This window comes from Halorubrum rarum, from assembly GCF_048380895.1.
Classification (GTDB): domain Archaea; phylum Halobacteriota; class Halobacteria; order Halobacteriales; family Haloferacaceae; genus Halorubrum.
Genome location: NZ_JBLWMN010000002.1, coordinates 81,557 through 106,546, shown reverse-complemented (window position 1 = coordinate 106,546; position 24,990 = coordinate 81,557). Strand labels below are relative to the sequence as shown.

Sequence of the window (24,990 nt, the reverse complement as noted above, 5' to 3'; positions counted from 1 at the left end):
CTTTCGGCGGTGTCCCGATCATTAATTATATATACCCCTAGGTGATCAATGATCTCATGGAACGTAGAAAATTCCTTACGACTGTGTCGGGTACCGCCGTCGGTGTCGGTGTCGCTGGTTGCGCTGACGACGATTCCAACGGTGATACGGGTGGTTCGAATAACGGTGACTCGGATAGCGGTGGTTCGGATAGCGGTGGTTCGGACTCCGGAGGATCCGACGACGTCGAGTGGCCCCCGGCGGGTGGAACCATCGACATGATCCTCCCGACGGACGTCGGCGACTCGGTCGACGATCTCGGACGGATCTGGGGGTCCTACTTGGAAGACGAACTTGACGTTAACTTCTCGTACACGAATAACGCCGGGGCAGGCGGTCTGCTTGCCAACAACTCGACGTGGAGCGCCGATGGGGACGGAAGCGTTATCGGTGTCGCCGTCTACAACACGCTCGTTCCGAACGGGATCGCTCGAGACGCTGCGAACTACGAGTCCAACGAGTTCCATCACGTCAAGGCGCTGTATCATCGGATCCGGGCGTGTCAACTGAGCCCGGAAACGACGCACGTCGAGGACCACTTCGATACTGACTGGGACGAGTTCGTCGCTAACGCACCGTACACGATCGGCGACTCCGGCGTCCATCACGCACTGACTCACCACTTCATTGCGGAGTTCGCCGACGACCTCGATCACGATGACATCCAGTCGGTCCGGTTCGGTTCCGGGAGCGACGTTCGTGCTGCCGTCCAGCGCGGTGACCTGGACGGGTACATGGGCGGGTTCATGAGTAATCTCTCACCCGATCGTCAGGAGATCTACCGGACCCAGTGGGGCGTCACGGACGAGCGGTACCCGAGCATGATGGACATGGTTCAGGGGTACAGCGACGACTCCGTTACCCTCGGGGAGATCGGATATCCCCAGGACGCGCTCGAACAGCTGGTCGACGTCACCATCGACGCCGTCGGCTTCATGCTTCCGCCGGACACCCCCGACGAAATCGTTCAGCGGTTCGACGACGCGTTTAATAATATCTACGAGGAACGCTCCGATGAGGTGTTCGAGGACATCCAGACTCGGTTCGGAGAGGATGCGGATCTGATGTACCACGAAGGGTCGATGGAAGAGATCACGCAGTTCGTCGAGGACAAAGTGAATATCCTCAACGAGTACGAGGACGTCCTGCACGAGATCTTCGACGAATAACGGAACGATCCCGTTTTATTACGCCCACTACTTGCTATTAGCACCACTCATGAGAGTTTTAGTTCCACGAAAAATGGACCGTACTGGCCCCGAATCGCTCACTGATATCGCCGACGTCGTCTTTCCTGAGGACTGCACCGATCGAGAGATACACGACACGATCTCCGAGTACCACGCGATCATCGCGAGGGGATCCTTCGAGATTCCATCGGATCTGATCGCTCGTGCAGAGAACCTGAAAGTGATCTCGAAGCACGGGACCGGAGTCGACAACATCGACGTGGACGCCGCATCGGAGCACGGTGTCCTCGTTGCTAACACGCCCGGTGCGAACGCGCAATCGGTCGCGGAGCACTCGCTCGGCCTTCTCATTGCGACGCGAAAGAATATGTTCGACGCGGATAGAGACCTCGCCAACGGGAAATGGAGCCGATACGGATACAGCGCTCCACAACTACGCGGCGCGACCATCGGTATTTACGGCTGCGGTGATATCGGGAGCCGAGTCGCCCGCTTCACTGCCGGGTTAGGGATGCGGTGTCTGGCATACGACCCGTATCTCACCGACAATCAGACCCCGCCCGAGGTGGACCTGGTCGGATCGCTCGACGAACTGTTCGAGCGGTCCGATGTCGTCTCGATCCACACGCCGCTCACCGACGAGACGCGAGGTACGGTCACAGCGACGAGACTGAGGGAACTAGGTCCCGACGGGCTCCTCGTCAACGCCGCACGCGGAGGTATCGTCGACGAAGACGACCTAGTGGATGTACTGAACGCCGGCGAAATTGCTGGTGCGGGGCTCGACGTGTTCAGTGAGGAGCCACCGGATCTCGATCGAGAACTGTTCAGTCATCCGGCCGTGATCACGACGCCACACATCGCCGGGACGAGCGAGCAGTCTTCCCGTGAAAAGAGCGTCCGTGCCGCGGATAACGTGAGAGCGGTGTACAACGGGGAGCTCCCTGAGAGCGTCGTGAACCTCAACGCCTTCGTTGACCTCGCGTACTAGCAGGACGTCGCGTACTCTCCCATCCCCGCGCGTACTTCGATCTCGAGGACACGTCTTCTACGGAACGGTTGAGGCGAGAGCGGAACGCCGCGCTCGTCGGTTATTCGATCTCGAACTCGTCGAGCACGTCCCAGTCCGGTTCGAGTCCGATTCCGGGACGGTCCGGGATCGTGATCGTGCTGTTTTCGGGCTCGGGCGTGTCTTTGAACATCTTCTTCGAGACGTTCCAGTGGACGTAGTGGAACTCTACGAGCCAGCCGTTCGCGACTCCTGCATGGAGGTGCATGTTCTGGAACGGCCATCCCGCACCGTTCGCGATCTCGAGGTTGTACGATTCGGCCAATGCGGCCACCTTCTTCGCCTCGGTGTATCCGCCGACGTAGAACACGTTCGGCTGACAGATGTCGATCGCTCCCGACTCGATCATGTCACGGTGCTGGAATCGGTCTCCTTCGTTTTGTCCCGCACAGATGGGGATCCGAGTACGCTGGTTCAGCTTCGAGAGGAGATGGACGTCGTTTCCGTACACTGGCTCTTCGAACCAGCTGATGTTGTACTGCTCGATCCGATTACAGAGTTCGAGCGCCTTCGGGAAGGAATACTCGTAGTTCGCGTCGACCATCAGTCGTACGTCCTCTCCCACCGCCTCTCGAACCGCCTTGACCCGTTCCGCGTCCTTCTTCGGAGAGTTGTCGACGGCGACCTTCATTTTGAGACGGTCGTGCCCCTCGTCGACGTACCGCTTCGCCACCTCAACGAGTTGGTCTTTCGTGAACGTCTTCAAACCGAACGTGATGTATGCCTCGGCGGGGTTTCGCGCACCGCCGAGCAACCGCCACACCGGCTCGTCGTAGTACTTCCCCTTGGCATCCCATAGCGCGAGGTCGATCGCGCTCATCGCGGAACTCCACGCACCGGTCTGTGCCCGCGGGTTGTATTCGCGCTGGAGCGTGTTATGTACTCGCTCCGTGTTCACCGCGCTCATTCCTTCGATGGTCGGACCCATGTCCTCGTTGATCAGTTCCCGGACGCCGCGCCACCAGTGGTCACCCGTCTGACCGTAGCCGGTGATCCCCTCGTCAGTCTCGACCACTACGAACGGTACGTAGCGGTGCCGGACCTCGTCGCGGAGGGGGACGTCTACCGGAATCTCGTGAGTCGTCGCAGTTACGTTAGTTATCTCCATAGTAACCATCTGAGACATGGATCAACAACATAAATACATTGTTCTTTGCAGCATTATTTGACGGGGTGTGACCCCAGCGGACGGGAGACGGATCGCTTAGTGGCACATACGGCCGTCCCGAAAGCGGTTCAGATCCGCTCGAGGGAGTCACTCGCTCGGAATCAGTAGTGCCAACGCGACCGCGACGCCGGCGACACCGGTTAACACGAGAAACGCAAGGTTGAGTTGCCCGAAATCACCGAGAAACCCGACGAAGAGAGGGCTCAACGCACCGACCAGGATCCACGAGGTGCGAAGCAGACCGAGCCCGGATCCCTTAATGTCGTCGTCGAGGGTATCGGCGATGTAGGTGTTGGTGACGACTCCGACCCCGTTTCGGTGGCTGATCAGGACGGTTAAAAGAAGGATGTGAACGACGGTGTCGCCGATCTGGAGCAGCGCGAGACCGATGAACAGCATGCCGGCGACGAGCGTGAGGGACCATCGAGAGCCGAACCGATCGCGGAGCAGTCCCGTTAGCGGCTGGATGGCGACTCCGAACGCGAAATACGATCCGAAGAGGATAGCGGCCATCTGCGGCGAGAATCCCTTGACCTCTATCAAGTACGTCGGATAGAAACCGAGGAACCCGTTGCTGACGAACGCTAGGACGATGTGAACCGAGACGACGACGGGGATTCCCCGGCCAGCGATCGATCCCGCGACGCGTCGGAGCGTGTTCCGAGAAAACGTCTCGGTGTCCGCGGTGCTGTTCGACGTCCGGGCGGGAACGACGAGGTAGATGGCAACGAAAACGGCGACGAAGACGGGTATCAGCGCGCCGAAACCGAGCCGCCACGTGGTGTATCCCGCGATCACGGCCGCCACCGCGGGAAGGACCGTGTTGCCGATACTTCCCGCTGCCATCGTGATCCCGACTGCGGTTCCGGATCGGGCCGAGTAGATGTCCGTGAATATCGTGAACCGGTGAGGACCGTATAACCCCGTTGCAAAGCCGAACCCTGCGGTTGCGACGAACAACATCACGACGTTCACGGACGTCGCAACCAGTAGGATCGCGATCGTCGACACGGCCGTACTCGCGACCAGTATGTTCCCCTCTCCGATCCTATCGCCGAGAACGCCGCCAGGGAACTGGCCCAACGCGTACGCAAGCCACAGCGTACTCAGTAAGAGCCCCGCAGTCGTGAAATCCATCGCAAACGTCTCTCGGAGAAAGGGCAAAACGGAGGGGTAGATGTATCGAACTCCGATGGAGAGGAACCAGCCGGCACTAACCGTGAGGAGGATCCAGCCTCTCCCACCGGCCCACAGATCGCTCCACACATCCCGTGCTTGCTCCGCAAGTTTCGACTCGAAGCGGGACACAATTATCGGTATAAAACGAGCAACCGGTACTTGAGGGTTGGGAATACGGCTCTTCTGACGTCATCACGACGGGGACCGCCGATGCCGTAATCCTTTACTGCTATTGCCGAGTCTCTCGTGTATGACGACCGCACAGGAGATGGCGGAGTTCGCAGTCGCGACGTCGTTCGACGATCTATCCGACGAAGTAATCGATGAGTGCAAGAAACGCCTCCTGGACTCGATCGCGATCGCTGCCGGTGCAGTTGGGGCGGAACCCGTAGAGATCCTCCGCGACACCGTACTCGAACTCGACGAGTCGGGGTCGACGAGCGTCTGGGGGTCCGACGAACGGACCTCGCCGCCGCTGGCGGCGGCTCTCAACGGCGGAATGGTCCGGTACCTCGATTTCATGGACGCGTATCTCCTCAGCGGTGAGGTCCCCCATCCCAGCAACAACGTCGCACCGTCGATCGTCGCCGGAGAGTACAACGGATCCACCGGTGAGGAACTGATCAGGTCCATCGGTCTCGCGTACGAGGTCCACTACCAGCTCGGCAAGAACGCTCCGCTGATGGACCGCGGATGGGACCACGGGACGTACGTGTGTTTCGCGTCCGCGGTCGGAGCCGGCGTCCTCTTCGATCTCGACAAGCGACAACTGATGAACGCGATCGGTGTTGCGGGTGCCGGCCACAACGCGCTTCGTGTTACCAGGACGGGCGACATCACGATGTGGAAGGGATTATCCGGATCGAACGCGGCCCGTAACGCGGTTTACTCGGTTATGCTCGCACGGAACGGGATGGAAGGGCCGACCGACGTGTTCGAGGGGCAAAAGGGGTGGAAAGAGATAGTGTCCGGTGAGTTCTCCGTCGAGTACACGCCGTGTGAAGCCGTCACGAAGACCATGACGAAAAAGTACATGGCCGGAACCGTCGCGCAGACGCAACTCGACGGGCTCGACGAGCTCTTAGAACGCGAATCGATCGCCGGTGAGGATATCGAGCGGATCGACGTCGATACGTACAAACGAGCGAAGGTCATCATGGGCGGAACCGGGAAAGAGAACGAAGCGGGTGACCGCCATCGAGTGTTTAACCGCGAGCAAGCTGACCACAGCCTACCGTACACGATGGCCGCACTCGCCCTCGACGGCGAGCTCGGAGACGATCAGTACGATCGCGCACGGATCCGCGCTGACGACACCCAGGACCTTCTCAAGCGCATCCATATCCACGAGGACCCCGAACTCACTCGTCGCTACGAGAACGGCGAGATGCCAGCGGTCATCCGACTCGAGACGACCGACGGAGAGGAGTACGAGATCGAGAAGCCGTACTTCGAGGGGCATCCCGAGACCCCCATGTCGTGGGATCGGCTCGACAGGAAGTTCGATCTACTCGCCGAGGGAGTCTACACGGAGGCCCAACGCGACCGGATCGTCGACGTCGTTCGAAACGTGGAGGACCACGACGTCGAGGACCTCGTCGCGGAGTTAGTCGTCGAATAACGACGACCGTCACGATCGCCGCGGTGCTCGCCGACTCGTGGGTACGAGGGGAAAAGTACAAGATTCGTGGCTCAGAAAGCCACTAATATGGTAGTAATCGCTGCGGTTGATCGAACGGACCGAGCCAAGAACGCCGTCACGGAGGCGGTGAAACTTGCGGAAGCATTCGACGAACCCGTCCACGTCGTCCACGTTTTGAGTCAGTCGGACTTCGTTGAGCTCGAACGGACGGAGGTCAAAAAGAGCGGGCGCGCAGTCGAGATGGATCGGATTCGAGAGTACGGGGCCACGGTAGCCGAAGAGGCCGCTGAGGACGTCGATCAGGACGTCGCCATCGAGTACGTTGGTCTCGTCGGTGACGCGGCCGATCAGATCCTCGAGTACGCCGACAATGAAAACGCTCGATACGTCGTCGTCGGGCCGCGAAAGAAGACGCCGGCCGGGAAGGTGCTGTTCGGGAGCGTCTCACAAGAAGTGCTGTTGAACGCGGATTGTCCCGTCCTCGTTTCGATGTCTCGAACGTAGCCACCACCTGCTCTGTCGGAGATGTTCCGGCCGGCCCTGACGAGGGTGTACCCGTCAACGCCGATAAGCGAACGCCGATCACAGCTCGGTCCGACCGTTACCACGCCGCCTCCAACACCGAAAGGACGTCCTCACGGGTCGGATCGAGACCGGGCGGGTTTCGCTCGTGTTTGTAGTTATTATGGATCTCCGTCGCGATTTCGGGGAATCGCTCTTGTCGGATCCCACCCACGTCGCGAAGTCGAGTCGGTAGACCGAGCGCATCGCGGACTCGAATCACTGCGGTGATGATTTCGTCCGCAACTTCGTCGTCGTTCAGTCCGGTAGCGTCGATCCCGAGGGCGTCCGCTATCCGATACCGTTGTGCCTGAACGGTGTCGAACACGTACTCGAGAACGTGTGGTGCGACGATCCCATGAACGACGCCCTGTTGAACGTCGTGGTGTAACGAAACGCCGTTTCCGAACGTATGAATGACGTTCGTCTTCCGCCCGTACTGAACGAGTATCGTTCCGAGAACCGCGTGATCGTATGCCTCGTCGCTACTCTCGGCGTCGACCAGCTCGGTGATGCCGGCGTAGTAGTGTTCAAGCCCCAGCGTCGCATGAGCCTTCGCGATGGGGGTGGCCTCTCGAGAGTAGAGCGTCTCGATCCCTTTATCGAACCCGTTCATTGCGGACGAAGCGAGTACGCCCATCGGCGTCGTCGCGTAGAGGTTCGGATCGTAGAAGTTAGCGACTGCCATCAAGCGGGAATCACCGACGTTCGCACTGACGTACCCCGATTCGGTAACCGAGCGTTCGGGAGATTTCACCGAAACGCTGCCACCTGCGGAGAGATCGGCACCGGGCATCGTCGTCGGGACGGCGACGTTCGGGAGCGGCTCTCCCGGTGGCTCGGGGGACGGAACCGCTCCGGCTTCGACGGTCGTTTCGACGATCGCTTCCTCGGACTGCGTCAGCGGTGCGACTGAGCAGATCGCGCGTGCAACGTTGAGCGAACTCCCACCGCCGACCCCGATCACGATATCGACGTCCTCTTCTCGAACCCGTTCTGCACCGTCGAGAACTGTCCGAAAGCGCTTTTTAGGGGTAGTCTCATCGAAGACACCGACGAGCTTCTCACCGAGTCCGGCCTCGATCGGATCGATCACGGCGTCGTTCGCAGCGACGTTCGATCCGCAGACTACCAGCGCGCGCTGCGCTCCGATCTCATCGAGCACCGCTGCTAGACGATCGACACAGCCTCGACCGTACACGACACGAGTCGGAACGTACTCGAAATCGAACGGCTTCGGGAGTTCAGTCATCGGTGTGAGATCGCTCGGTCACCGGATAAACGTTCGTGTTGTACTACTCGATCCGTGAACCCATCGAGACACGGAAGCCCGGAATAGAACCGTCGATCACGGCGATCTACCGGTTGACGCATGAGGTATCTTTATGTTCCTCGTTTCGCAATCGAAGAGTGATAGAGATGAACAGTGAAAGCGATCTCCAAGGACAGGTAGACGGACTATTGATGCGTGGCGGGACGAGCAAGGGGTTCTTCGTTCGGAAGGCGGATCTGCCGATCGACCCGGATCACGAGCTGTTCGAGGAGTTCCTGCTCGAACTGTATGGATCACCCGATCCGCTACAGATCGACGGTATCGGCGGATCCCACTCCCATACGAGCAAGATCATGATCATTTCTCCGACGGAGCGATCGGATGCCGACGTCGAATACACGTTCGGTGGCGTCGGCGTCGAGAATCCCGTCATCGAGTGGGGTGGAAACTGCGGCAACCTCACAGCTGCCGTCGGTGCGTTCGCCGTCCTTGAGGATCTCGTCGACGTCACGGCACCTGAGACGGTGGTCACCCTATACAATACGAACGCAGATGCGATCGTCGAACAGGAGGTTCCCGTGACCGAAGACGGCGTTCCGAGGATCTACGGCGACTACCATATCGACGGTGTTCCGGGGACGGGCGCACGCGTCGACTCTCACTTCATCGATCCCGCGGGAGGCGTGCTCGGTGCCGCGCTTCCGACCGGTAATCCGGTCGATACGGTCGAGGTCGACGGAGAGGCGATCCGCACGTCCGTCGTCGACGTCACGAACGTCGTTGCTCACGTCCGCGCGGACGAGATCGGGCTCACGGGTCGAGAGCTCCCGGAGGATCTCCGGACCGATCCGGATCTGATGGACCGACTCGAACGGATCCGGGGTGCGATCTGCGTCGAGCTCGGTCTCGTGGACGATCCGGCGGACGCGGAACTGGAGTATCCGATATTCCCTCATCTGTCGATCGTCTCCGAGCCCCAGTCGTACGTCGGGACGGGGGGCGACACCCGGGTCGAAGCCGAAGACATCGACATCACTGCACGGGTGATCAGCATGCAGGATCCCCACCACGCGTACGCGATGACGAGCGGTCTCTGTCTCGGTGCCGCCGCCAACATCCCTGGAACACTGGTTAGCGAGGTCGTCCGGAACCCCGATGACGAGTGGACGACGCTGGGACACCCGAAAGGGACGATGTCGGTCGGTGCGATCGTTCACGACAACGGTACCCAACCGACCATCGACCGCGTCTCGATCGGTCGAACGCAGCGGCCGATCATGCACGGATCCGCGTATTATCGGTACGTCGACGGATTGGAACGTCTCCGGTAGCGTGTTAGTAACGCCTCTTTTCGTCTATTACGGACGTCGGTGTTTCGAGTCTTTCTCGGTGGCCGTTCGGCCTCACTGCGCTCATTGCTTGAGACACCGACTGCGATCGATAGTCGTTAGCGTTGTATCGTGTGATCGTCCCGCATTGTGGGAGACGAGACCAAGCACCAAGACGGTACGAGAGACCGACGGGCATCGCTGAGTCGGAGCGCCGTACCGCGAACGATACGGCACAGCACGTGGCTGTGTTCGCCTCGGAAGTGACACCCGGTGTGGCGGCGTCCTCACCCAATAACCCTCGAGAGCGGATACACGGTGCTATCCCGCGATATCGAATCGTGGAAACGAATTTCATGATAATCGTTCAATATGATTACTGCTATATGACTGTAATTTCGAACGGCACCGCGTCGAATACGTCGAATGTATCCGATTCGAGAGCAGCATGAAACGGGCGGCTCCGAGCTCTTCTCCCGGCAGGACACATACTATGTCGATCTATCATTTGGTATCCCGGAGGGAGGGATGCACACTCATCGCTTGCTTCCGTCGGGAAGCCGCGGATCGCGTGTCCCGTTCCGGTCGAGCTCGTTCTCCGCGGCCGGATAGCGTATGAGCCCTCGGGAACCCATGGTTCGGAGAGCGCGCGGAGCCGGTCGGACCCCAAGCGGCCGGTCAGTTTCTCCGTAGAACCGTAGCCCCGGCCCATCCGTTGTTCGTCCCGATAAACGACGGGACCACCCCTTCCTCGAAACGACTCAGCATCGCTCCGGATCCTCTGGGGATGGATCGGCTCACCCGTCGGATGGCTCCTCCACCGAAGAACCGTTCGGAACGGCAGATTCGCTCGCCTCGTGATCCCGAGACACGTTTCGAACCAGCTTTTCGAGTTCCGCCCGTCGATATCCCGCAGCGAGCCAGTCTTTCACGAACGCAAGCGGACCACCGAACGTGAACTCCGATCGAACGGTAACCAGTGCGTGCTCATCGCCCTCGAGCACGATCTCCGTCGAGAGTGTCTCGAATAGACCGTCGCCTACCTGCCGGTAGACGTATCCGGTTTCGGTCTCGGTAAATGTGAGTACCATGTCGTGATCGCCTTCTATCGTATCGTTCGAGACGCTGATCCGACATTCACCGTCAGTCTCCTTTACGGAGATGACCTCGTAGGTACCCTCGTACTCGACTATCGCCTCCGGAGATAGGCGGCCAGCTATCGACTCTCGAGAAGCATCCAACGTGTACGATACTTCCACCTGTTTCATGTATCGAACGCTCGTTTGCAGCCGGTAAAAACGGGAGGTTTCTCCGCTCGATCGGTCCGTGGACGTCGGGGCAACTCCGAGATGGCATGACGTCCCGATAGCGGGAACGTGCAGTTCGCCGGGTTCGCCTCACCAGCAGAGTTAACCTCGTTGCTTGTGACGGCACGCCTGCTCGTTAGCACCAGAACGATCATGACGCTACGTGAACGCATGGGTTTCGACGTCGGCGACCAGTTATCCATCCAAGACGCGCTCGAATGGGCTCGGTCCAACGATGTACATCACCTCGATATCAAACTCCAGCGATACCTCCCGGACGGCTTCTCGGACTCGGAAGCAGAAGATATCAAGAATCGATGTGACACATACGACATCCGGCTCGGAGTCCACACGTCGTCGTCAGTTAACATGGCAGAAAACCATCCGTTCGTGGGCGAGGCAACAGACGAGTACCTCTTCAGTCACATCGACACGGCGCGACGGATCGGTGCGCACTGGGTCATCGTCCACGGCGGGTATCACTTTAGCTCGGACGTAGACGACCGGTTTCGGGCGAGTGTTTCCCGGCTCTCTCGTGCGGTGGAGTACGCGAACGGCACGGGCGTGAAGCTCCTCTTAGAGAATCATAACCCGGAACCTGACACTGCAGAGGTTCATTACCTTCCGACGACCCCGAAGGAATGCGAGCGATATCTCTCGGAACTTTCGGCTGAAAGCATCGGGTGGGCGTTCAATCCCGCTCACGCCTATTTGAGCGATGCGGGGATCCCCGAGTTCGTGTCGGCGTTAGGAACGGATCGGATCGGCGAGATCCGGCTGAACGATAATCGCGGCCACATGGAGGAACACCTTCCTCCAGGCGACGGGACGATCGACTTCAAAGAGCTGTTCGATCTGCTTGAGCCCGAATACGACGGCCGATACATCCTTTCGTACGGAACGCCCGATCAGATGTTGTCGGGTAAAGAGTACCTTCTCTCCGAGATCGTGTGACTATTTGTCGCGATTGCGCGTGCCTCGCGGTGGCCCGTCGCGCCTCACGCTGGAATTATATAAATAAAATAGAAGGTTTGTATATGGGTATAATATTTTATAGTATATGAGGAACGAGAATGGATGGATAGACCGGGGATTGTGTCGATCAAAACGGTGTTATAGCGGCGATAAGGAGCATAACGGCGATTAAACCATTTCGCACGCAGTCCACGAATGTCGATATTTAGATCTCGTCGCATCTATCCTCTAATAGTGTGCGTATGTATGATATTAAGTTCTAATAGATACATGTGTAGCTCTACCGAACGTACTATTCTCTGCTCTTCGTAATATCTCTTATATTAACCCATAAAAAATAGCTGATTATAAGAATATATTGGTTATTGAGTTATGGTACTTATCCGGGGCGGAGTCGTACGGTCATTCTACCCCAATCTTCGTACACGACCCGTCACGGAGTACACCGCGCCGTTGGCGAGGTTCACTGAAGCGGGAGCCATTGAGCGGAGCCGTGCGGCCGCTGCCGGCGATCCGTAGGTCTTCGAGTGGCTGATCGAACGGGAAAGCTGCGAGCTCCGGTGGGCCCGGATCCACCTCACGTCGAGACGGTCAACGACATCCACTGTGGGTTGGCCCAGATCGAGGACAGTAGCGAACATCGCATCCGAGAGCACCGGTTGCGTTTTTTGAGCCGGATCGTTCGACACAACCTCCGCAACAAAACGAACGTCCCGATCGGGTGCGCCACAGGATCAGGACCTCGATCGACGACGAGATCGGCATCCTGAGAGCGGACGTCGAGAAGACCAGCACGTACCACGGGACCGGGGTCGGGCTGTGGGTGATACAATGGTGCGTCGATTCCCTCGGCGGGAAGCTCTCCGTCGCAGAGAACTCCCCACAGGGAAACGTCGCTACGGTCGTGCTTCCGAGGATGCCCGGTCCGAACGTCTCGTCGCCGACGGTCTTCACCGGTGTCGTCTCCCGGATTTATTAGCTCGCGGGTGGACGGTGATGCCGTGAGACGGCGACATCTCCGTCGCGACGTACTTCGCGGAGCACTCGGAGTCGCAACCCTCTCGGCGGTTCCGGTGACGACGTCGCAGGGGCGGTCGGACGATCGACGGTTCACACCCATGCGGCACGGCTTCGGGTTCCGGAACTGGAACTCGAGACATCGGCCGTTCGAACCGTCCGAGGACGAAACGGACCCGTCCTCGGCGGCGATCCGGGATCGCATCGCGACCGAGTGGAGGGGTCCGGCGTCCGACCTCTTAGACGTGGATCTGGGTGGAGAGAGTTCGGGACTCCTCGACGTCATCACGACGCAGCTTCGGAGCGCGATACTCCAGCGCGCGGGCACGAACGGTCACTGCTACGGGATGGCGTTAGCCGCACAGGCGTACTTCGAGAGCCCCGAAACGCTACCGCTCGATCGAGAGTCGGCGGCCGCGATCCGTCATCCCACGGAGCCGCTCTCGGAGCCCGACGCGCCGGTGTATCACGAGATCACCCGGCTCCAGGCCGAGCAGTTCCTCCGGTTTCGTACGTGGCTCGGACGACGGGCGATCCTGTGGCCCGATCGGATCGACCTCGAGACACAGCTCGATGACGTCCGCGCCGTGATCGACGTCTTCGGGAGCGCGCAGGTGTCGGTGTTCGATAGCCGGACCAGCGGACATCAGATGCTGGCGTACGACTACGAGGAGCACCGCGACGGGATCTCGGTGTACGTATACGATCCGAACCATTCGGCATCGACGTACGGACACAGGCCACGAGTCCTCGAGTTCGAGGCGACCACCGACGGGATCGAGATGGTGCCGTACGGGAACTACGAGTGGCTGCTGTTCAATCGATACGACCGGATCGAGGAGGCGACCGGGCGCGCGACCGCGACCCCGCTCGACCACGTCGATATCTCCCCGGCACGGTTCCGCGACGAGATATTCCCGACCGCCCTCGTCACCGTGGACACGCCCGACGTCGAGCTCACCATCTCCGACCCGAACGGTGGCCGACTCGGTCGGCTCAGAAGCGACTTCATGGACCGATCCCGGGGACCGGTTGCGCGCGTCAGATCGGCGTACGGAGTCGATGCCGGCGAGTACCGGATCGACCTTCACGGACGCCGATCGACGCCGTACGAACTGCGAGTTCACATCGCCGGCCCGAACGGGACGCGGTTGTCCGTGGCTCACGCGGATCGGATCGGGAACTCGGAAACGAAGACGTTCATCGCGACGGTTCCGGAAACCGCAGACGAGACCGGGACGTTCGAGCCGTTCGACCGTCGGTTCGGGCGGCTACCGATCGCTGCCGCATCCGCCGGCGGTGGCGTCGCCGCCGGTGCCGGCCTCCACTACCTGTGGCACAGACGGCGGCGTCGGGAGTAGACGCGGGAGCAGTGACGCTCGGCGCGTCTCCGACGTTCTCACTCGTCCGTCCCGACGCCGCTTCTGATTTTCACGGCGACACCGGAGGCGAACGCGAGCGCCTCCGCACCCGAGAGCTCGGCGCGTCCGACGCCGAACAGCACGTCCTCGTCGTTCACCACCAGCACCTCGTCACCGGGACGGATCCCGTCGTCGGCTGCGGTGACGAACTTTGCGAACGCGTTTCGTCCCTCACGGACGAACGGCTCGCTCTCCTCGCCGACCACGATCCGATGCGTCAGCGCCGGAACCGTTGTCCGAAGGCGGTGACCGCCGGTGACCCCGAGGGTGAATCGTCCGTCGGTACCGTACGAGACGATGCGGTCACCTTCCGAGCTTCCGGGCGTGTCGTCGACGTCGCCGGCGATCACCTGCCGAGGGCGGCCGCCGCTCGACGTGCGAACGGTGACGGGCTCGTCGGGGGGAAACAGCGCCTCGCCCGCGCCAGCCCCGAACTGGTAGTCGGCTCCGGTCCGCAGGTCCGCGAGGACCTCGATCTCGCTCATACCCCGGCTACTGGGGGGACGTGCAAAGCGGTTGCGACACGACCTGCCCGCCCGCGCCGCCCGCGCCGCCCGATGCCGGTATCCGTTGTCACCGACGCGTCGTTTAAAAGGGACGGTGACGTATCCGAGCGCATGACGCTCGAAACGCTGTCCCCCGACCCGAACGCGGACGAGGAGTTCGACGACGACGTCCTCGCGGCGCTGGACGGCGACTACGTGTTCAAGGTGTGGGGCGGCGACTGGTGTATCGACTGTCAAGAGCAGCTCCCGACGTTCGGTGCGGCGCTTGCGGCCGCCGACGTCCCCGACGACCGGATCGAACACTATCCCGTCACGAAAGGACCGGACGGCAAGGAGGGAACCGGCGTCGAGGCGTACGGAATCGACCTGATCCCGACGGTCGTCGTCGAGGACGCTGACGGCGGAGAGGTAGCCCGGTTCGTCGAGGAGGCGGACGTTCCGATCGCCACGTTCCTCGCGCGGCAACTCGCCGACGTCGAAGTGACTGCGTGATCGGACGAGCGACCGCGTGATCGGACGAGCGACCGCGTGATCGGACCACCCCGCACCGACTGACGGCTCCTACACCGCAGTAGTACCCCTCTCCATGTTAAGTACTACCGCGCCTCTTAACGAGTCGTACCGGTCGATCCCGACGGATCCATCTCGTGTGGGTGGAACCCCTGCCGAGTCAGGGCCAGTTACCGGCCTGCTCGTAGGCGTCGGCGACGCGTTCGATGGCGACGACGTATGCGGCCGTCCGGAGGTTCGGCAGGTCGTGGGTCTCGTAGGCGTCGACGATGCCGTCGAACGACTCGGTGATCACGCGTTCGAGTTCCTCGTTGACCCGCTCTTCCGTCCAGTGGAACCGCTGTCTGTTCTGGACCCACTCGAAGTACGACACGGTGACGCCGCCGGAGTTCGCGAAGATGTCGGGGACGATCCAGACGTCGCGGTCGGCGAGTACGTCATCGGCATCGGGGGTGAGCGGGCCGTTCGCTGCCTCGGCGATCACGTCGGCTTTGACCTCCGTGGCGAGGTCGGCGTCGATCGCGTTCTCGAGTGCGGCGGGCACGAGCAGGTCGACGTCGAGGGTCAACAGCTCCTCGTTGGTGAGCGCCTCGCAGTCACCGTACCCCGAAACCGACCCCGTTTCGGCCTTGTGACGCTTGACGGCGCGTGCGTCGAGCCCGTGGGGATCGTGGATCCCGCCCGAGGAGTCCGACACCGCGACCACCTCCGCTCCGAGGTCACCGAGCAGATAGGCGGTGACGGAGCCGGCGTTGCCGTATCCCTGTACCGCGACGGTTTTTCCCTCGATCGAATCGCCGAGCCAGTCGAACGTCTCGCGGGCCGCGAGCGCCGTCGACCGACCGGTCGCCTCGACGCGTCCCTCGCTGCCGCCGGAGTCGAGCGCCTTCCCCGTGATGACGCCGGGGGCCGTCGTGTTCTCCAGCGTCTCGTAGGTGTCTTTGATCCAGTTCATCTCCCGCTGCCCCGTGTTTACGTCCGGTGCGGGGATGTCTCTGTCCTCGCCGATGAGCGGTCGGAGCTCCTTCGCGAACGCACGGGTGAGTCGTTCGAGTTCCTCCTCGGAGTAGTCGGTCGGATCCACGACGATACCTCCCTTTCCGCCACCGTAGGGGATGTCGACGACCGCACACTTGTACACCATCCACCCGGACAGCGCCTTCACCTCGTCCCGGCTGACGGCCGGATGATACCGGATCCCGCCTTTATACGGCCCACGGTCCCCGTTGAACTGTGATCGATACGCGCGGATGGTCTCCAGTGAGCCGTCGTCGAGCTCGAACGTGAGATTCGTTTCCAACACCCGTTCAGGGTTCTTGAGACGCTCGATCACGTCGGTGTCGACGTCGAGATGCGCCGACGCGTCGTCGATCTGTTCTTGGAGGCTTTCAAACGGATTGGTCTCGCCCGACATACCCTGTATCGCTTCGGCCGGTTGGTTAACTGTGTCGAAACGACGGACGTTCGACTCAGCTACGGGTCGATCCCGGCGGCTCGTGCCCGGTCCATCACTCGCTCGGCCTGTGTGATGAGCGGTGCGTCGATCATCTCCCCGTCGACCTCGAACACGCCGCGCCCGTCATCGTCGGCGGCCTCGCGGGCGTCGAGCACCGCGGTCGCCCACTCGATCCGTTCCGCCTCGGGCGTGTACGCGTCGTTGATAACCGGAACCTGTGCGGGATGGATCGCCATCTTTCCGTCATAGCCGAGTGAAACCGCGGTCACGGTTGCCTCGCGGAGCCCTTGCTCATCGGAGAAATCCGTAAACACCGTGTCAATGGCGTCGACGCCCGCGGCGCTCGCGGCGAGCACGACGTGTTGTCTGGCGTAGGAGAGTTCGGAGCCGCCCGCGCTTCGCACTGCACCGACGTCGGCCGCGAGATCTTCTGCCCCGAAAAGCACCGCGGACGTGGGGTCCGCGTCCGCGATTTCGTCGGCGGACAGCACTCCCGTGGCGGTTTCGACGATCGCGAACACGTCGACGTCGAGGTCACGCTCGGCACACATCGCCGCGACCGTCTCGACTCGCTTCGCGGTCTCGACTTTCGGGAGCATGACGGCGTCGAGCGCGCCCGCAACTGCCCTCGAATCCGAGAGGGCATCGAGATCCGCGGCCGTCTCGCCCACAGTGAGCCGGACGCACACCTCCGCGTCCGGGGTGAACTCGGGATCAGTGAGAACCCCGACGACCGCCGATCGGGCCTCCGTCTTCCGGGATGGGGCGACCGCGTCCTCCAGATCGAAGCAGACGACGTCGGGACCCGATTCGGGAGCTTTCCGCATCAGTTCCGGGCGGTCTCCGGGCGAGAACAGCAGACTTCGTCGCGCCATATCGACCACTGTCGTGGCCATGACTTAAAAGTCGCCTCGACCCGACACAGTTCCGACACCGCTTCGACGTCGACGAACGTCCGCCCCGGCGACACCTTTTTGCTTCGGCTCCGGGACTCCCTGACGTGACTGGGCTGTACTACGAGGAGTTCGAGGTCGGGGAGCCGATCGAACACGCGCGACGTCGAACGGTCAGCGAGTCGGACAACCAGCGTTTCTGTGACCTGACGATGAACCAGCAGCCGCTCCATCTCGACGAGTCGTTCGCGGCCGGGACGCGGTTCGGCGAGCGTCTCGTCAACGGACTGTACACGATGTCTCTGGCGGTCGGCGTGTCGATCCCGGAGACGACCGACGGGACGATCGTCGCGAACCTCTCGTACGACGACGTCGAACATCCGAATCCGGTCGTTCACGGGGACACGATCCGCGCGCGTTCGACCGTCACGGATAAACGCGAGACCAGCGACGGCGACCGCGGCGTCGTCACCATGCACGTCGAGGCGTTCGTCGTGAACGACGACGAGGACGCTACGGGCACGACCCGAGACGACGAGGACGCTACGGGCGCGACCCGAGACGACGAGGACGCCGACGTCGATACCCTCGTCTGCGAGTTCGATCGCACAGTCCTCTCGCTCAAACACCCGAACCGTCAGTAGTCGCCGTCGACATCGGTTTCGCCCGTGAGGTCGTCTCGTCCGTCCTCGGTACCCTCGGTTTCGCGTGCCGCCAGCAGCAGTCCGAGATACGACGTTCGGACCTGTGCGTCCGCGTCGAGCCCGAGCCGGTCGAGAACCGTGACCGCCTCCTCGCGGGTCGCATCGATCGCGTCCTCGGCGGCCACCTCCCGTTCGATCTCGACGAACTCGCCGACCCCGTCGACGACGTCGAGCGTGACGGTATAACCGTCGAGCGCCCAGAACTCTCGACGCTTCCGGACCGTCGCGGCCGGATCGAACCCGAGCCCCGACAGGATCCCCTCGGCGGCGTCGCGGTCGTCGACCATCGTCTCGTGTTCAGACCGAGTCTTCGAGGCGGCGTCGAGGAGCGGTCCCTTATACGTGAGCTTCGTGGTCGATCCGCCGACGACGTCCGAGTCGAGCCCGGACCGAAGCGCGGTCTCGTTGCGGAGCCGGAGCGCCTCGTCGGTCTCGGCGAACTCCCGATGCGGCGCGTCGTAGTACACGTCCCGCTGGCGTCGCGCGTCGACCCGCTCACCGCCCGACGCTCGGAGCCGTCGCCGGACGGCGTCGACGTCGGCCGGGACCTTGATCTCGACTTCGTACATGCTCCGTCGTCTCGGTGCCGGCGGAAAAAGCCCGTCGGGACGCTCCCGGACGGTATCGGACCGTGTCTCCGCTCCCACGTGTCAGTATCTGGCATGCGGGTCGAGTCGAACCGTGCTCCTTAAGGGTGCAACGGGAGATGTTTTGCGCATGAGCGACCAGGAGCAGGCCGACGCGGCAGACGACGCCGAACAGGCCGAAACCGAAGACGCGACTGAATCGGAGACGACCGGCCTGCAGGACGGGGATTTCGTCCGCATCGCGTACACGATCCGAACGGCCGACGACGGTCGAGTCATCGACACGACCGACGAGGAGACCGCCGAGGAGTCCGAGATCGACACCGACGAGTACGAGTTCGAGCCGCGCGTCATCGCGCTCGGTGCCGGCCACGTGTTCCCGTCCGTCGACGAGGCGCTCATCGGCGCGGAGGTCGGCGACGAGGACACGATCGACGTCCCGGCCGAGGACGCGTTCGGCGCGTACGACCCCGAGGAGGTCGAGACCGTCAAGGCCGACAAGATCCCCGAGGACAGCCGCTACCCCGGCGCACAGATACAGATCGACAACCGGCAGGGTCACCTCGAAACGATCATCGGCGGCCGCGCACGCGTCGACTTCAACCACCCGCTCGCGGGCGAGGACCTCGAGTACGAGTACGAGATCCTCGACGCCATCGAGGACCGTGAGGAGAAGGCGGCCGGCATGCTCGGCATGTACCTCCAGGAGGCCCCGGACGTCCGTATCGAGACGGTTACTGAAGCGGAAGAGACCGTCACCGAGGACGACGACGGCGAGGAGGTCGTCGAGACCGAGGACGTCGAAAAGGAGGTCCTCTACATCACGGCGACGCCCGGCATGCAGATGAACCAGCAGTGGATGTTCCAGAAACAGCAGATCGCTCAGGACCTCATGGGCCGACTCGATCTCGATCGCGTCGTCGTCGAGGAGGTCATCGACGGCGGTGGGATGGGTGGCATGGGCGGTATGATGGGCGGCATGGGCGGTGCGGGTGCGGCAGACATCGAGGAGGCGCTCGAGGACGTCGACATCGACGCCGACGAGATCGTCGACGAGCTCGACGAGGAGTAGCCCGTCCTGGCGGACCGGCCACACCGTCGTCCGCGGCGTGGGGATCCACGCCGGACGGAACCGATCCCTTTTGAACCGTCGCGTGCCCACCGGCAGGTATGGAGATACACCGGGCCCGCGAGGACGTTCTCGTCGCCGGAGCCGCCGCGGGCACGACCGTTGCGATCGCGCTGCTGTCCGGGTTCGGACTCGTCGCCACCGTCGGTTCGCTGGCGACGCTCGCGCCGTTGTTCGTCTACTTCGTGTACCGCTTCACGCGAAAGGGCGGTCCGTACGGCACGTGGGACGTCCCGCGAAACTGGATGCTCGCATCCCTCATCGTCGGAGTCGGGGTACTCGTCTCGCCGCTGCTGTAGGGCACGACCGACGAGAAGTGGCTCCCGGTGGAGGCGGAAAACCGAGGGACGAAGAATTGAGAGGCGGCGAACCGAGAGGTGGGGAACCGAGAGGTGGGGAACCGAGAGGTGGGGAACCGAGGAGAGGCGTCAGGCGATGTCTCGGCTCGTGTCCACGGCGACCGTGTCGGAAAGCTTCAGTTTCATCGTCTCCTCCAGCGCTGCGCCCCCGCGAAACTTCGGGACCCCGAGCCGGTTGACGATCTCCGTGCCGGATTTCGTCGTTCGGAGATCGAACACGACGTCGGCGATTTGTTGGGAGACGACTCGGTTGCCCGACGGAGTCCCGCGTTTCAGCGCGTGTAACACCGCAATGCTCTCCGTCTCTCGAACGTGACTCCGAAGCTCCTCGAGGAACCGACGGTATCGAACGGGGTCCGACCCCTCGAGCGGGGCCAGCGAGTCGACGACCAGCGTCGACCGTTCGGACAGCGAGGAAACGGTCTCGGCCGCGTTGTCGAGGGAGACATCGCCGGCGATCGATCGGATGGTCGGCTCTCCGACCCGGGTGGTCGAGCGCTCGAAGCCGTCCGCGACGGCGTCCGCGGACCGGACCGTCGTGAGGTACAGCGTCTCGCGGACGGAGGTAAACGTGTTCAAGAACAGCTCCGACTGGCTCGCAGGCTCGGCTTTCAAAACGACGACGCTCCCGATCGGGAGACCGCCGTCGAGCTGTCGGTCGAGTACCGAAACACCGGTCGCAAGCCGGTCCATACGCTCACCTGTTGGCCGTGTACGCTTGGGTCTGTCGATACTGCGAGTCCGTGAGCCGCTTCGACGAGACGAGCGTGCGGGCGACCCGGTCGTACGCCGACCGTACGTCGTCGGCCGCAAGCGGCGTCGGTGGACGGGACGGGACCGCGCCGAGGGTCGGACAGCCGAGCAAGTCGTCCAACCCGTCCGGCGGTGATTCCGCTCGAACGGCGACGACGCCGACCGGCGGACAGTCGAGCGCCCGCGCCATCGCCGCGGTCTTGGCGGTGTCACGCAGGGCGGCCGGTCGCAACTGCGTCACGAGGACGGTGCCGTCGGCGACACGGAGCGGAGCGGCCACGTCCGGAGCGGCACCTGCCGGACAGTCGACGAGGACCGTCGAATCGGTGCTGACCGTGTCGTCGAGCGATGAGAGCAGCTCGCAGGCGTCGTGAGCGGTCGGATCGTCCGGAGCGGCCAGCACCGTCGGCGCCGACGGCTCCACGCGCGCTGTCGACTCCTGGTGTGACCCGCGAGCCGCCTCGACGACGGTCGGCACCTCGTCGCCGCGTGTCGGCTCCCGGTCCGGGTTCACTCTCCGTTTCCGGTCCGGACCCCGTCTCGCGTTCTCGCACCGATCCACGGCGCTTGCGAGCGACGCGAGGTTCGGCAGGTCCCAGTCAGCGTCCGCCGCGACGACGGGACCGGAGCCGTCCAGCCCAGCGAGTGCCCGCGCGAGCCCCAGCGTCGTGGTCGTCTTGCCGCTTCCACCTTTGCCGCCGGCAACAGCGATCACGACCGTCGATGGCTCGGCATCGGGTTTAAGGGGTGGGGTGGACGGCGGGAGACGATTCAGATATATTAGAAGATATTAAACACACCATATAAATATAAATATAAATATAAATACTGCCGTTGTGATTTCCGTACGGCTTCTCTCGGATATCGCAGTCGCATTCCCCGTTCCGAATCGATACCGATTCCAACGAGGGTGGTTTCATCGTCAGCGTCGTGATCGTCGTGGAGAGACGGCAGAAAGGCGGGCTCGTGGAAACGTCTTCTCGGGGATTTAAACACGGTAAACACCGTAAACGGCGGAACGTTCGTTTCGAGATCGATCGCCACGTACGGACAGAATCGGTGATCGTCGAGTTGACGTACGCTTACCTTCCCCGCGACGTGATTGGATCTGTGACCGCCTTCCGGCTGTCGCTCGACGGTATCAATCGTGTTGTGAAGGAGTGTCAATTCCGCATATACACCAAATATATCAGTATAAAAAATACTATTGTAAAATTATATTATACGCTTCGTGCTCGGGACGTAGTGCCTCGCAAGAACGCGGAACGAGCGAAGACGGAGAAACCGCCGCACGGAACGAGAGTCCGTGTCAGCGGACGTCGATGAGGTCGCGAACCGCATCGTCGTCCGCGATGATGAACGCCTCGCGGTCGCGGTCCTCCTCGCGGTTCGAGACGAACACCACGTGGCGGTGACCGTACTGATCCGTCTCCGAGACGGACCATTCGCTCTCCGCGTAGCCGAGGTCACGGACCGGATCGGGATCGGGGGCGAGCCGTTCCCAATCGTCCAGTGACATCCTGTTCATGGCTACAGGTCCGTACTTTCGATGGACAGGTCGACGACGCCGTCGACGCTGATCGAGGTGATCTCGCCGGAGTAACGGAACCCGTCGATACCCTTCGCGACGACGCCGCTGACGGAGCCGTCCTCGACGACATCGTCCATGTCGTCCCATCGGGTGTTGCCCTCGGAGCTGATCGCTTCGTCGAGCTCGACGTCACCGCTGACGTGGAAGGTGTAGGTCGCGATGGAGTCGACGCGCGTCCCGTCGACGATGATGCGGTTCGACAGATCGTCGGCGGCGTCCGTCTCGTCGTCCGATTCGTCCACTCCGTCGTCGGTCCCGTCCGATTCGTCCGCTCCGTCGTCGGTCCCGTCCGATTCGTCCGTTCCGTCGTCGGTCTCGTCCGATTCGTCCGCCTCGTCGTCGACGGATCCACCGTACTCGTCCATCAGCTCGTCGACGGTGATCTCGTCGTCGTCGGCGTACATCGTGAGCGACTCGACGTCGCCCGTCGCGGAGAAGTCGATGACGTCGCCCTCGAACAGGAACGAGTCGCCGCTTTCCGCGCTCCCGCCGCCCGTCTCTCCGAACGCAGTCCACGTGCCGTCGTCGTTCTCCTCGGCGTAATCCGTGGGCTCCGAACGGTTCGCGCGGTACGAATCACGGTCGTACAGCGGGGTGATCGGTCCCGTCGTGGTGAACGTGTACTCGATACCACCGGAGTCGGTGGTCACCAGTACGAGCTCCGTTTCACCGCTCGTGGAGTCGTCCGTGGAGTCGTCCGTGGAATCGTCCGTGGAATCGTCCGTGGAGTCGCCCGTGGAATCGTCCGTGGAATCGTCCGTCGGGTCCGACACGTCGAACTCGTCGCCGACGTTGACGTTCGTGAACCAGTCGGGGACGTCGAGGTCGCCATCGCCGGCGACGGTGATGTCGTTCCCGGTCCATCCCTCCGCACGGTACCGCTTGTCGCCGATCGCGGCGACGTTGGAGTTGGTGTTGTACACGCGAACGTTCTCCATGTGTCCCGTACTCAGCGGCGAGTCCTTCGACCATCGGATCGGGCCGCCCCCGCCGAGGTTCTCGCCGGAGTGGATGACGTCGACGTCCTCGATCACCATGTCCTCGGAGTGCTCGTAGTTCGCGATGCGGATCCCGCGCTGGTTCCGGTGACCGGACGCGGCGACCGGGGCGGGGCCGTCGTTGAGGACCACACAGTTACGGACGACGCTTTCGCGACCGCCGATACGGATCCCCGCGACGTTGTTGTTGTGCGTGAAACAGTTCTCGACGACGACTCGGCCTCCCTCGTCTCGGCCCGGCGAGCTGGCGTAGATACCGTTGTCGTCGAAGCCCCTGATGTAGCAGTTGCGGATCACGGCCTCGCCGGCGTGGTCGCCCGGGCAGTAGAACGCTCGACCGCTCGATCCGGCCTCGGATCCGTCCGGGAAGTTCCAGTTCTCGACGACGACTCGAGCACCGTCCACGGCTTCGAGCCGGTTCCGTGACGACTCGACTATCCCGCGCACGGTGAAGTTCTTGATCGCGACGGTTCCCTCCTCCGCGACGATCGTGTTCCGGTACTGGCCGTCAACGGCGTTCAGGATGACCTCGCCCTGACCGATGACGGCGGCGTTCCGCGAGGCCGCGCGGTTGAAGCCGCGGCCGCCCCAGTCGTACTCGCCGGCGGGAACGTGTACCTCGACGCCGTCGTTGAAGTACTCGTCGAGATAGGGGTCGATACGGTCGCCCTCGGAGAGTCCCTCCTCGCCCAGGTCAACGACCGTGTCCGCGTCGACGCCGTCCAGTGCCGACGCCGCGCCGACCGCCCCCGTCGCCGCGATGGCTGCTCCGGCACCGGTCAGCTTCATAAAGGACCGCCGACCGAGCCCGTCACCGAGCTCGGTAGGGCCACCGTTCCGTGCAGCGCCGTTGGTTTGTCCCTCATTACTCGCGTCGTCGTTCGTATGGCGGTCTGCCATACACGAGTAGGATGCCCTTATAATCGTGTAGCTATCGACCGCTTCGTTCGGATCGATTCCGAGTTACTCGTCGATACTGATCGTCTCGTTTGCTCTACTCATGTTTCGGTAATGGATACATATAGTTCAACGTATCCCGAAGCGGATCTTAGAAGGATATGCCTACTACGGGTAGTATCGTCGTACTACCGAACCGGTCGATCCGAACGGAGACCCGGCGTTCCGTTCGGAACACGTCGGCCCGTACTCCGCATTTACGGCCGAGTAGGACGCAATTACCACGAGTAACGGGGTTCTAACGCGGTCTCCGTTTTCCGTGATGTCGGGGAGAACCGCTTGCGACCATGTGAACTCGCTCCCGGAGTGCGCGCGCGGAGTGCTGGATCGAGCCGGAGGCACATGGAGGACGGGACGGGTTGCCGAGCTGACGACGGT

Annotated in this window: 23 protein-coding genes; 11 read left to right on the top strand and 12 right to left on the bottom strand. The window is 62.1% G+C overall.

What is annotated here, in order from left to right:
* Window positions 1-257: 257 nt before the first annotated feature.
* Both ACNSN7_RS02215 and ACNSN7_RS02210 read left to right on the top strand, forming a co-directional pair.
* Window positions 258-1,208 carry a type 2 periplasmic-binding domain-containing protein gene (locus ACNSN7_RS02215; protein WP_418280340.1) on the top strand — a complete coding sequence of 317 codons (951 nt, stop codon included), beginning with the start codon at window positions 258-260 and terminating at the stop codon, window positions 1,206-1,208.
* A gap of 73 nt (window positions 1,209-1,281) precedes the next feature.
* Window positions 1,282-2,220: a hydroxyacid dehydrogenase gene (locus ACNSN7_RS02210; protein WP_418280339.1), complete on the top strand. Its 939-nt coding sequence runs from the start codon at window positions 1,282-1,284 to the stop codon at window positions 2,218-2,220.
* A gap of 100 nt (window positions 2,221-2,320) precedes the next feature.
* Here the strand turns inward: ACNSN7_RS02210 and ACNSN7_RS02205 are convergent, their stop codons facing one another.
* A complete protein-coding gene (locus tag ACNSN7_RS02205; protein WP_418280337.1) occupies window positions 2,321-3,406 on the bottom strand; it encodes a mandelate racemase/muconate lactonizing enzyme family protein in 1,086 nt (361 codons plus the stop codon).
* A 147-nt stretch (window positions 3,407-3,553) separates the two neighbouring features.
* Window positions 3,554-4,732 carry an MFS transporter gene (locus ACNSN7_RS02200; RefSeq protein ID WP_418280583.1) on the bottom strand — a complete coding sequence of 393 codons (1,179 nt, stop codon included), beginning with the start codon at window positions 4,730-4,732 and terminating at the stop codon, window positions 3,554-3,556.
* A gap of 163 nt (window positions 4,733-4,895) precedes the next feature.
* On the opposite strand from ACNSN7_RS02200, the gene ACNSN7_RS02195 reads away from it, so the two are divergent.
* Complete coding sequence (locus ACNSN7_RS02195) at window positions 4,896-6,266, top strand: MmgE/PrpD family protein (RefSeq protein ID WP_418280336.1); 1,371 nt, start codon at window positions 4,896-4,898, stop codon at window positions 6,264-6,266.
* Between the two features lie 87 nt (window positions 6,267-6,353).
* Complete coding sequence (locus ACNSN7_RS02190; RefSeq protein WP_418280335.1) at window positions 6,354-6,791, top strand: universal stress protein; 438 nt, start codon at window positions 6,354-6,356, stop codon at window positions 6,789-6,791.
* Window positions 6,792-6,888: 97 nt separating this feature from the next.
* On the opposite strand, the gene ACNSN7_RS02185 is transcribed toward ACNSN7_RS02190, so the two are convergent.
* On the bottom strand, window positions 6,889-8,100 hold the full coding sequence (locus ACNSN7_RS02185; protein WP_418280333.1) for an iron-containing alcohol dehydrogenase family protein: 1,212 nt from the start codon (window positions 8,098-8,100) through the stop codon (window positions 6,889-6,891).
* 167 nt (window positions 8,101-8,267) lie between these two features.
* On the opposite strand from ACNSN7_RS02185, the gene ACNSN7_RS02180 reads away from it, so the two are divergent.
* The gene (locus ACNSN7_RS02180; RefSeq protein WP_418280332.1) at window positions 8,268-9,452 is read left to right on the top strand and encodes a PrpF domain-containing protein; all 1,185 of its coding nucleotides are present in this window, start codon (window positions 8,268-8,270) and stop codon (window positions 9,450-9,452) included.
* Window positions 9,453-10,246: 794 nt separating this feature from the next.
* On the opposite strand, the gene ACNSN7_RS02175 is transcribed toward ACNSN7_RS02180, so the two are convergent.
* The gene (locus tag ACNSN7_RS02175) at window positions 10,247-10,717 is read right to left on the bottom strand and encodes a hypothetical protein (protein WP_418280330.1); all 471 of its coding nucleotides are present in this window, start codon (window positions 10,715-10,717) and stop codon (window positions 10,247-10,249) included.
* A gap of 108 nt (window positions 10,718-10,825) precedes the next feature.
* On the opposite strand from ACNSN7_RS02175, the gene ACNSN7_RS02170 reads away from it, so the two are divergent.
* Both ACNSN7_RS02170 and ACNSN7_RS02165 read left to right on the top strand, forming a co-directional pair.
* Complete coding sequence (locus ACNSN7_RS02170; RefSeq protein WP_418280329.1) at window positions 10,826-11,710, top strand: sugar phosphate isomerase/epimerase family protein; 885 nt, start codon at window positions 10,826-10,828, stop codon at window positions 11,708-11,710.
* A gap of 1,139 nt (window positions 11,711-12,849) precedes the next feature.
* Window positions 12,850-14,109 (top strand): hypothetical protein, encoded by a 1,260-nt coding sequence (locus ACNSN7_RS02165; protein WP_418280328.1) that lies wholly within the window; start codon window positions 12,850-12,852, stop codon window positions 14,107-14,109.
* Between the two features lie 38 nt (window positions 14,110-14,147).
* On the opposite strand, the gene ACNSN7_RS02160 is transcribed toward ACNSN7_RS02165, so the two are convergent.
* A complete protein-coding gene (locus tag ACNSN7_RS02160) occupies window positions 14,148-14,654 on the bottom strand; it encodes a PUA domain-containing protein (RefSeq protein WP_418280326.1) in 507 nt (168 codons plus the stop codon).
* Between the two features lie 132 nt (window positions 14,655-14,786).
* Here ACNSN7_RS02160 and ACNSN7_RS02155 point away from each other — a divergent pair, with 132 nt between their 5' ends.
* A complete protein-coding gene (locus ACNSN7_RS02155; RefSeq protein ID WP_418280325.1) occupies window positions 14,787-15,167 on the top strand; it encodes a TlpA family protein disulfide reductase in 381 nt (126 codons plus the stop codon).
* 178 nt (window positions 15,168-15,345) lie between these two features.
* On the opposite strand, the gene ACNSN7_RS02150 is transcribed toward ACNSN7_RS02155, so the two are convergent.
* Together ACNSN7_RS02150 and ACNSN7_RS02145 are read right to left on the bottom strand one after the other, a co-directional pair.
* The gene (locus ACNSN7_RS02150) at window positions 15,346-16,599 is read right to left on the bottom strand and encodes a Glu/Leu/Phe/Val family dehydrogenase (protein WP_418280324.1); all 1,254 of its coding nucleotides are present in this window, start codon (window positions 16,597-16,599) and stop codon (window positions 15,346-15,348) included.
* Window positions 16,600-16,658: 59 nt separating this feature from the next.
* Entirely contained in the window at window positions 16,659-17,516 is an 858-nt protein-coding gene (locus ACNSN7_RS02145; protein WP_418280323.1) for an HpcH/HpaI aldolase/citrate lyase family protein, read from the bottom strand.
* A gap of 125 nt (window positions 17,517-17,641) precedes the next feature.
* On the opposite strand from ACNSN7_RS02145, the gene ACNSN7_RS02140 reads away from it, so the two are divergent.
* Window positions 17,642-18,178 (top strand): MaoC family dehydratase, encoded by a 537-nt coding sequence (locus ACNSN7_RS02140; protein ID WP_418280321.1) that lies wholly within the window; start codon window positions 17,642-17,644, stop codon window positions 18,176-18,178.
* Here ACNSN7_RS02140 and cyaB read toward each other — a convergent pair.
* Window positions 18,172-18,807 carry a class IV adenylate cyclase gene (cyaB, locus tag ACNSN7_RS02135; protein WP_418280320.1) on the bottom strand — a complete coding sequence of 212 codons (636 nt, stop codon included), beginning with the start codon at window positions 18,805-18,807 and terminating at the stop codon, window positions 18,172-18,174. The two genes, ACNSN7_RS02140 and cyaB, sit on opposite strands and share 7 nt — an antisense overlap.
* Window positions 18,808-18,955: 148 nt before the next feature.
* Here cyaB and ACNSN7_RS02130 point away from each other — a divergent pair, with 148 nt between their 5' ends.
* Window positions 18,956-19,897 carry an FKBP-type peptidyl-prolyl cis-trans isomerase gene (locus ACNSN7_RS02130; RefSeq protein ID WP_418280319.1) on the top strand — a complete coding sequence of 314 codons (942 nt, stop codon included), beginning with the start codon at window positions 18,956-18,958 and terminating at the stop codon, window positions 19,895-19,897.
* A 98-nt stretch (window positions 19,898-19,995) separates the two neighbouring features.
* Window positions 19,996-20,253, top strand: coding sequence for a DUF8049 family protein (locus ACNSN7_RS02125; RefSeq protein WP_418280318.1), 258 nt, complete (start codon window positions 19,996-19,998; stop codon window positions 20,251-20,253).
* Between the two features lie 129 nt (window positions 20,254-20,382).
* Here ACNSN7_RS02125 and ACNSN7_RS02120 read toward each other — a convergent pair whose 3' ends face one another.
* The 4 genes from ACNSN7_RS02120 to ACNSN7_RS02105 all read right to left on the bottom strand — a co-directional run bounded on the left by ACNSN7_RS02120 (window position 20,383) and on the right by ACNSN7_RS02105 (window position 24,555).
* Window positions 20,383-21,006, bottom strand: a complete 624-nt coding sequence (locus tag ACNSN7_RS02120; RefSeq protein WP_418280316.1) for an RAD55 family ATPase — start codon at window positions 21,004-21,006, stop codon at window positions 20,383-20,385.
* Window positions 21,007-21,010: 4 nt separating this feature from the next.
* Complete coding sequence (locus tag ACNSN7_RS02115; RefSeq protein WP_418280315.1) at window positions 21,011-21,781, bottom strand: MinD/ParA family ATP-binding protein; 771 nt, start codon at window positions 21,779-21,781, stop codon at window positions 21,011-21,013.
* 594 nt (window positions 21,782-22,375) lie between these two features.
* Window positions 22,376-22,594: a hypothetical protein gene (locus ACNSN7_RS02110; RefSeq protein ID WP_418280313.1), complete on the bottom strand. Its 219-nt coding sequence runs from the start codon at window positions 22,592-22,594 to the stop codon at window positions 22,376-22,378.
* 2 nt (window positions 22,595-22,596) lie between these two features.
* Entirely contained in the window at window positions 22,597-24,555 is a 1,959-nt protein-coding gene (locus ACNSN7_RS02105) for a right-handed parallel beta-helix repeat-containing protein (protein ID WP_418280311.1), read from the bottom strand.
* Window positions 24,556-24,990 lie beyond the last annotated feature (435 nt).

Excerpts from the sequence above, each read along its gene's own strand:
- ACNSN7_RS02105 (WP_418280311.1), bottom strand. The coding sequence starts at position 24,555 with ATGGCAGACCGCCATACGAACGACGACGCGAGTAATGAGGGACAAACC.
- ACNSN7_RS02150 (WP_418280324.1), bottom strand. The coding sequence starts at position 16,599 with ATGTCGGGCGAGACCAATCCGTTTGAAAGCCTCCAAGAACAGATCGAC.
- ACNSN7_RS02190 (WP_418280335.1), top strand. The coding sequence starts at position 6,354 with ATGGTAGTAATCGCTGCGGTTGATCGAACGGACCGAGCCAAGAACGCC.
- ACNSN7_RS02185 (WP_418280333.1), bottom strand. The coding sequence starts at position 8,100 with ATGACTGAACTCCCGAAGCCGTTCGATTTCGAGTACGTTCCGACTCGT.
- ACNSN7_RS02145 (WP_418280323.1), bottom strand. The coding sequence starts at position 17,516 with ATGGCGCGACGAAGTCTGCTGTTCTCGCCCGGAGACCGCCCGGAACTG.
- ACNSN7_RS02215 (WP_418280340.1), top strand. The coding sequence starts at position 258 with ATGATCCTCCCGACGGACGTCGGCGACTCGGTCGACGATCTCGGACGG.
- ACNSN7_RS02205 (WP_418280337.1), bottom strand. The coding sequence starts at position 3,406 with ATGGAGATAACTAACGTAACTGCGACGACTCACGAGATTCCGGTAGAC.
- ACNSN7_RS02180 (WP_418280332.1), top strand. The coding sequence starts at position 8,268 with ATGAACAGTGAAAGCGATCTCCAAGGACAGGTAGACGGACTATTGATG.
- ACNSN7_RS02175 (WP_418280330.1), bottom strand. The coding sequence starts at position 10,717 with ATGAAACAGGTGGAAGTATCGTACACGTTGGATGCTTCTCGAGAGTCG.
- ACNSN7_RS02195 (WP_418280336.1), top strand. The coding sequence starts at position 4,896 with ATGACGACCGCACAGGAGATGGCGGAGTTCGCAGTCGCGACGTCGTTC.
- ACNSN7_RS02210 (WP_418280339.1), top strand. The coding sequence starts at position 1,282 with ATGGACCGTACTGGCCCCGAATCGCTCACTGATATCGCCGACGTCGTC.
- ACNSN7_RS02125 (WP_418280318.1), top strand. The coding sequence starts at position 19,996 with ATGGAGATACACCGGGCCCGCGAGGACGTTCTCGTCGCCGGAGCCGCC.
- ACNSN7_RS02160 (WP_418280326.1), bottom strand. The coding sequence starts at position 14,654 with ATGAGCGAGATCGAGGTCCTCGCGGACCTGCGGACCGGAGCCGACTAC.
- ACNSN7_RS02155 (WP_418280325.1), top strand. The coding sequence starts at position 14,787 with ATGACGCTCGAAACGCTGTCCCCCGACCCGAACGCGGACGAGGAGTTC.
- ACNSN7_RS02165 (WP_418280328.1), top strand. The coding sequence starts at position 12,850 with ATGCGGCACGGCTTCGGGTTCCGGAACTGGAACTCGAGACATCGGCCG.
- ACNSN7_RS02130 (WP_418280319.1), top strand. The coding sequence starts at position 18,956 with ATGAGCGACCAGGAGCAGGCCGACGCGGCAGACGACGCCGAACAGGCC.
- ACNSN7_RS02120 (WP_418280316.1), bottom strand. The coding sequence starts at position 21,006 with ATGGACCGGCTTGCGACCGGTGTTTCGGTACTCGACCGACAGCTCGAC.
- cyaB (WP_418280320.1), bottom strand. The coding sequence starts at position 18,807 with ATGTACGAAGTCGAGATCAAGGTCCCGGCCGACGTCGACGCCGTCCGG.
- ACNSN7_RS02110 (WP_418280313.1), bottom strand. The coding sequence starts at position 22,594 with ATGAACAGGATGTCACTGGACGATTGGGAACGGCTCGCCCCCGATCCC.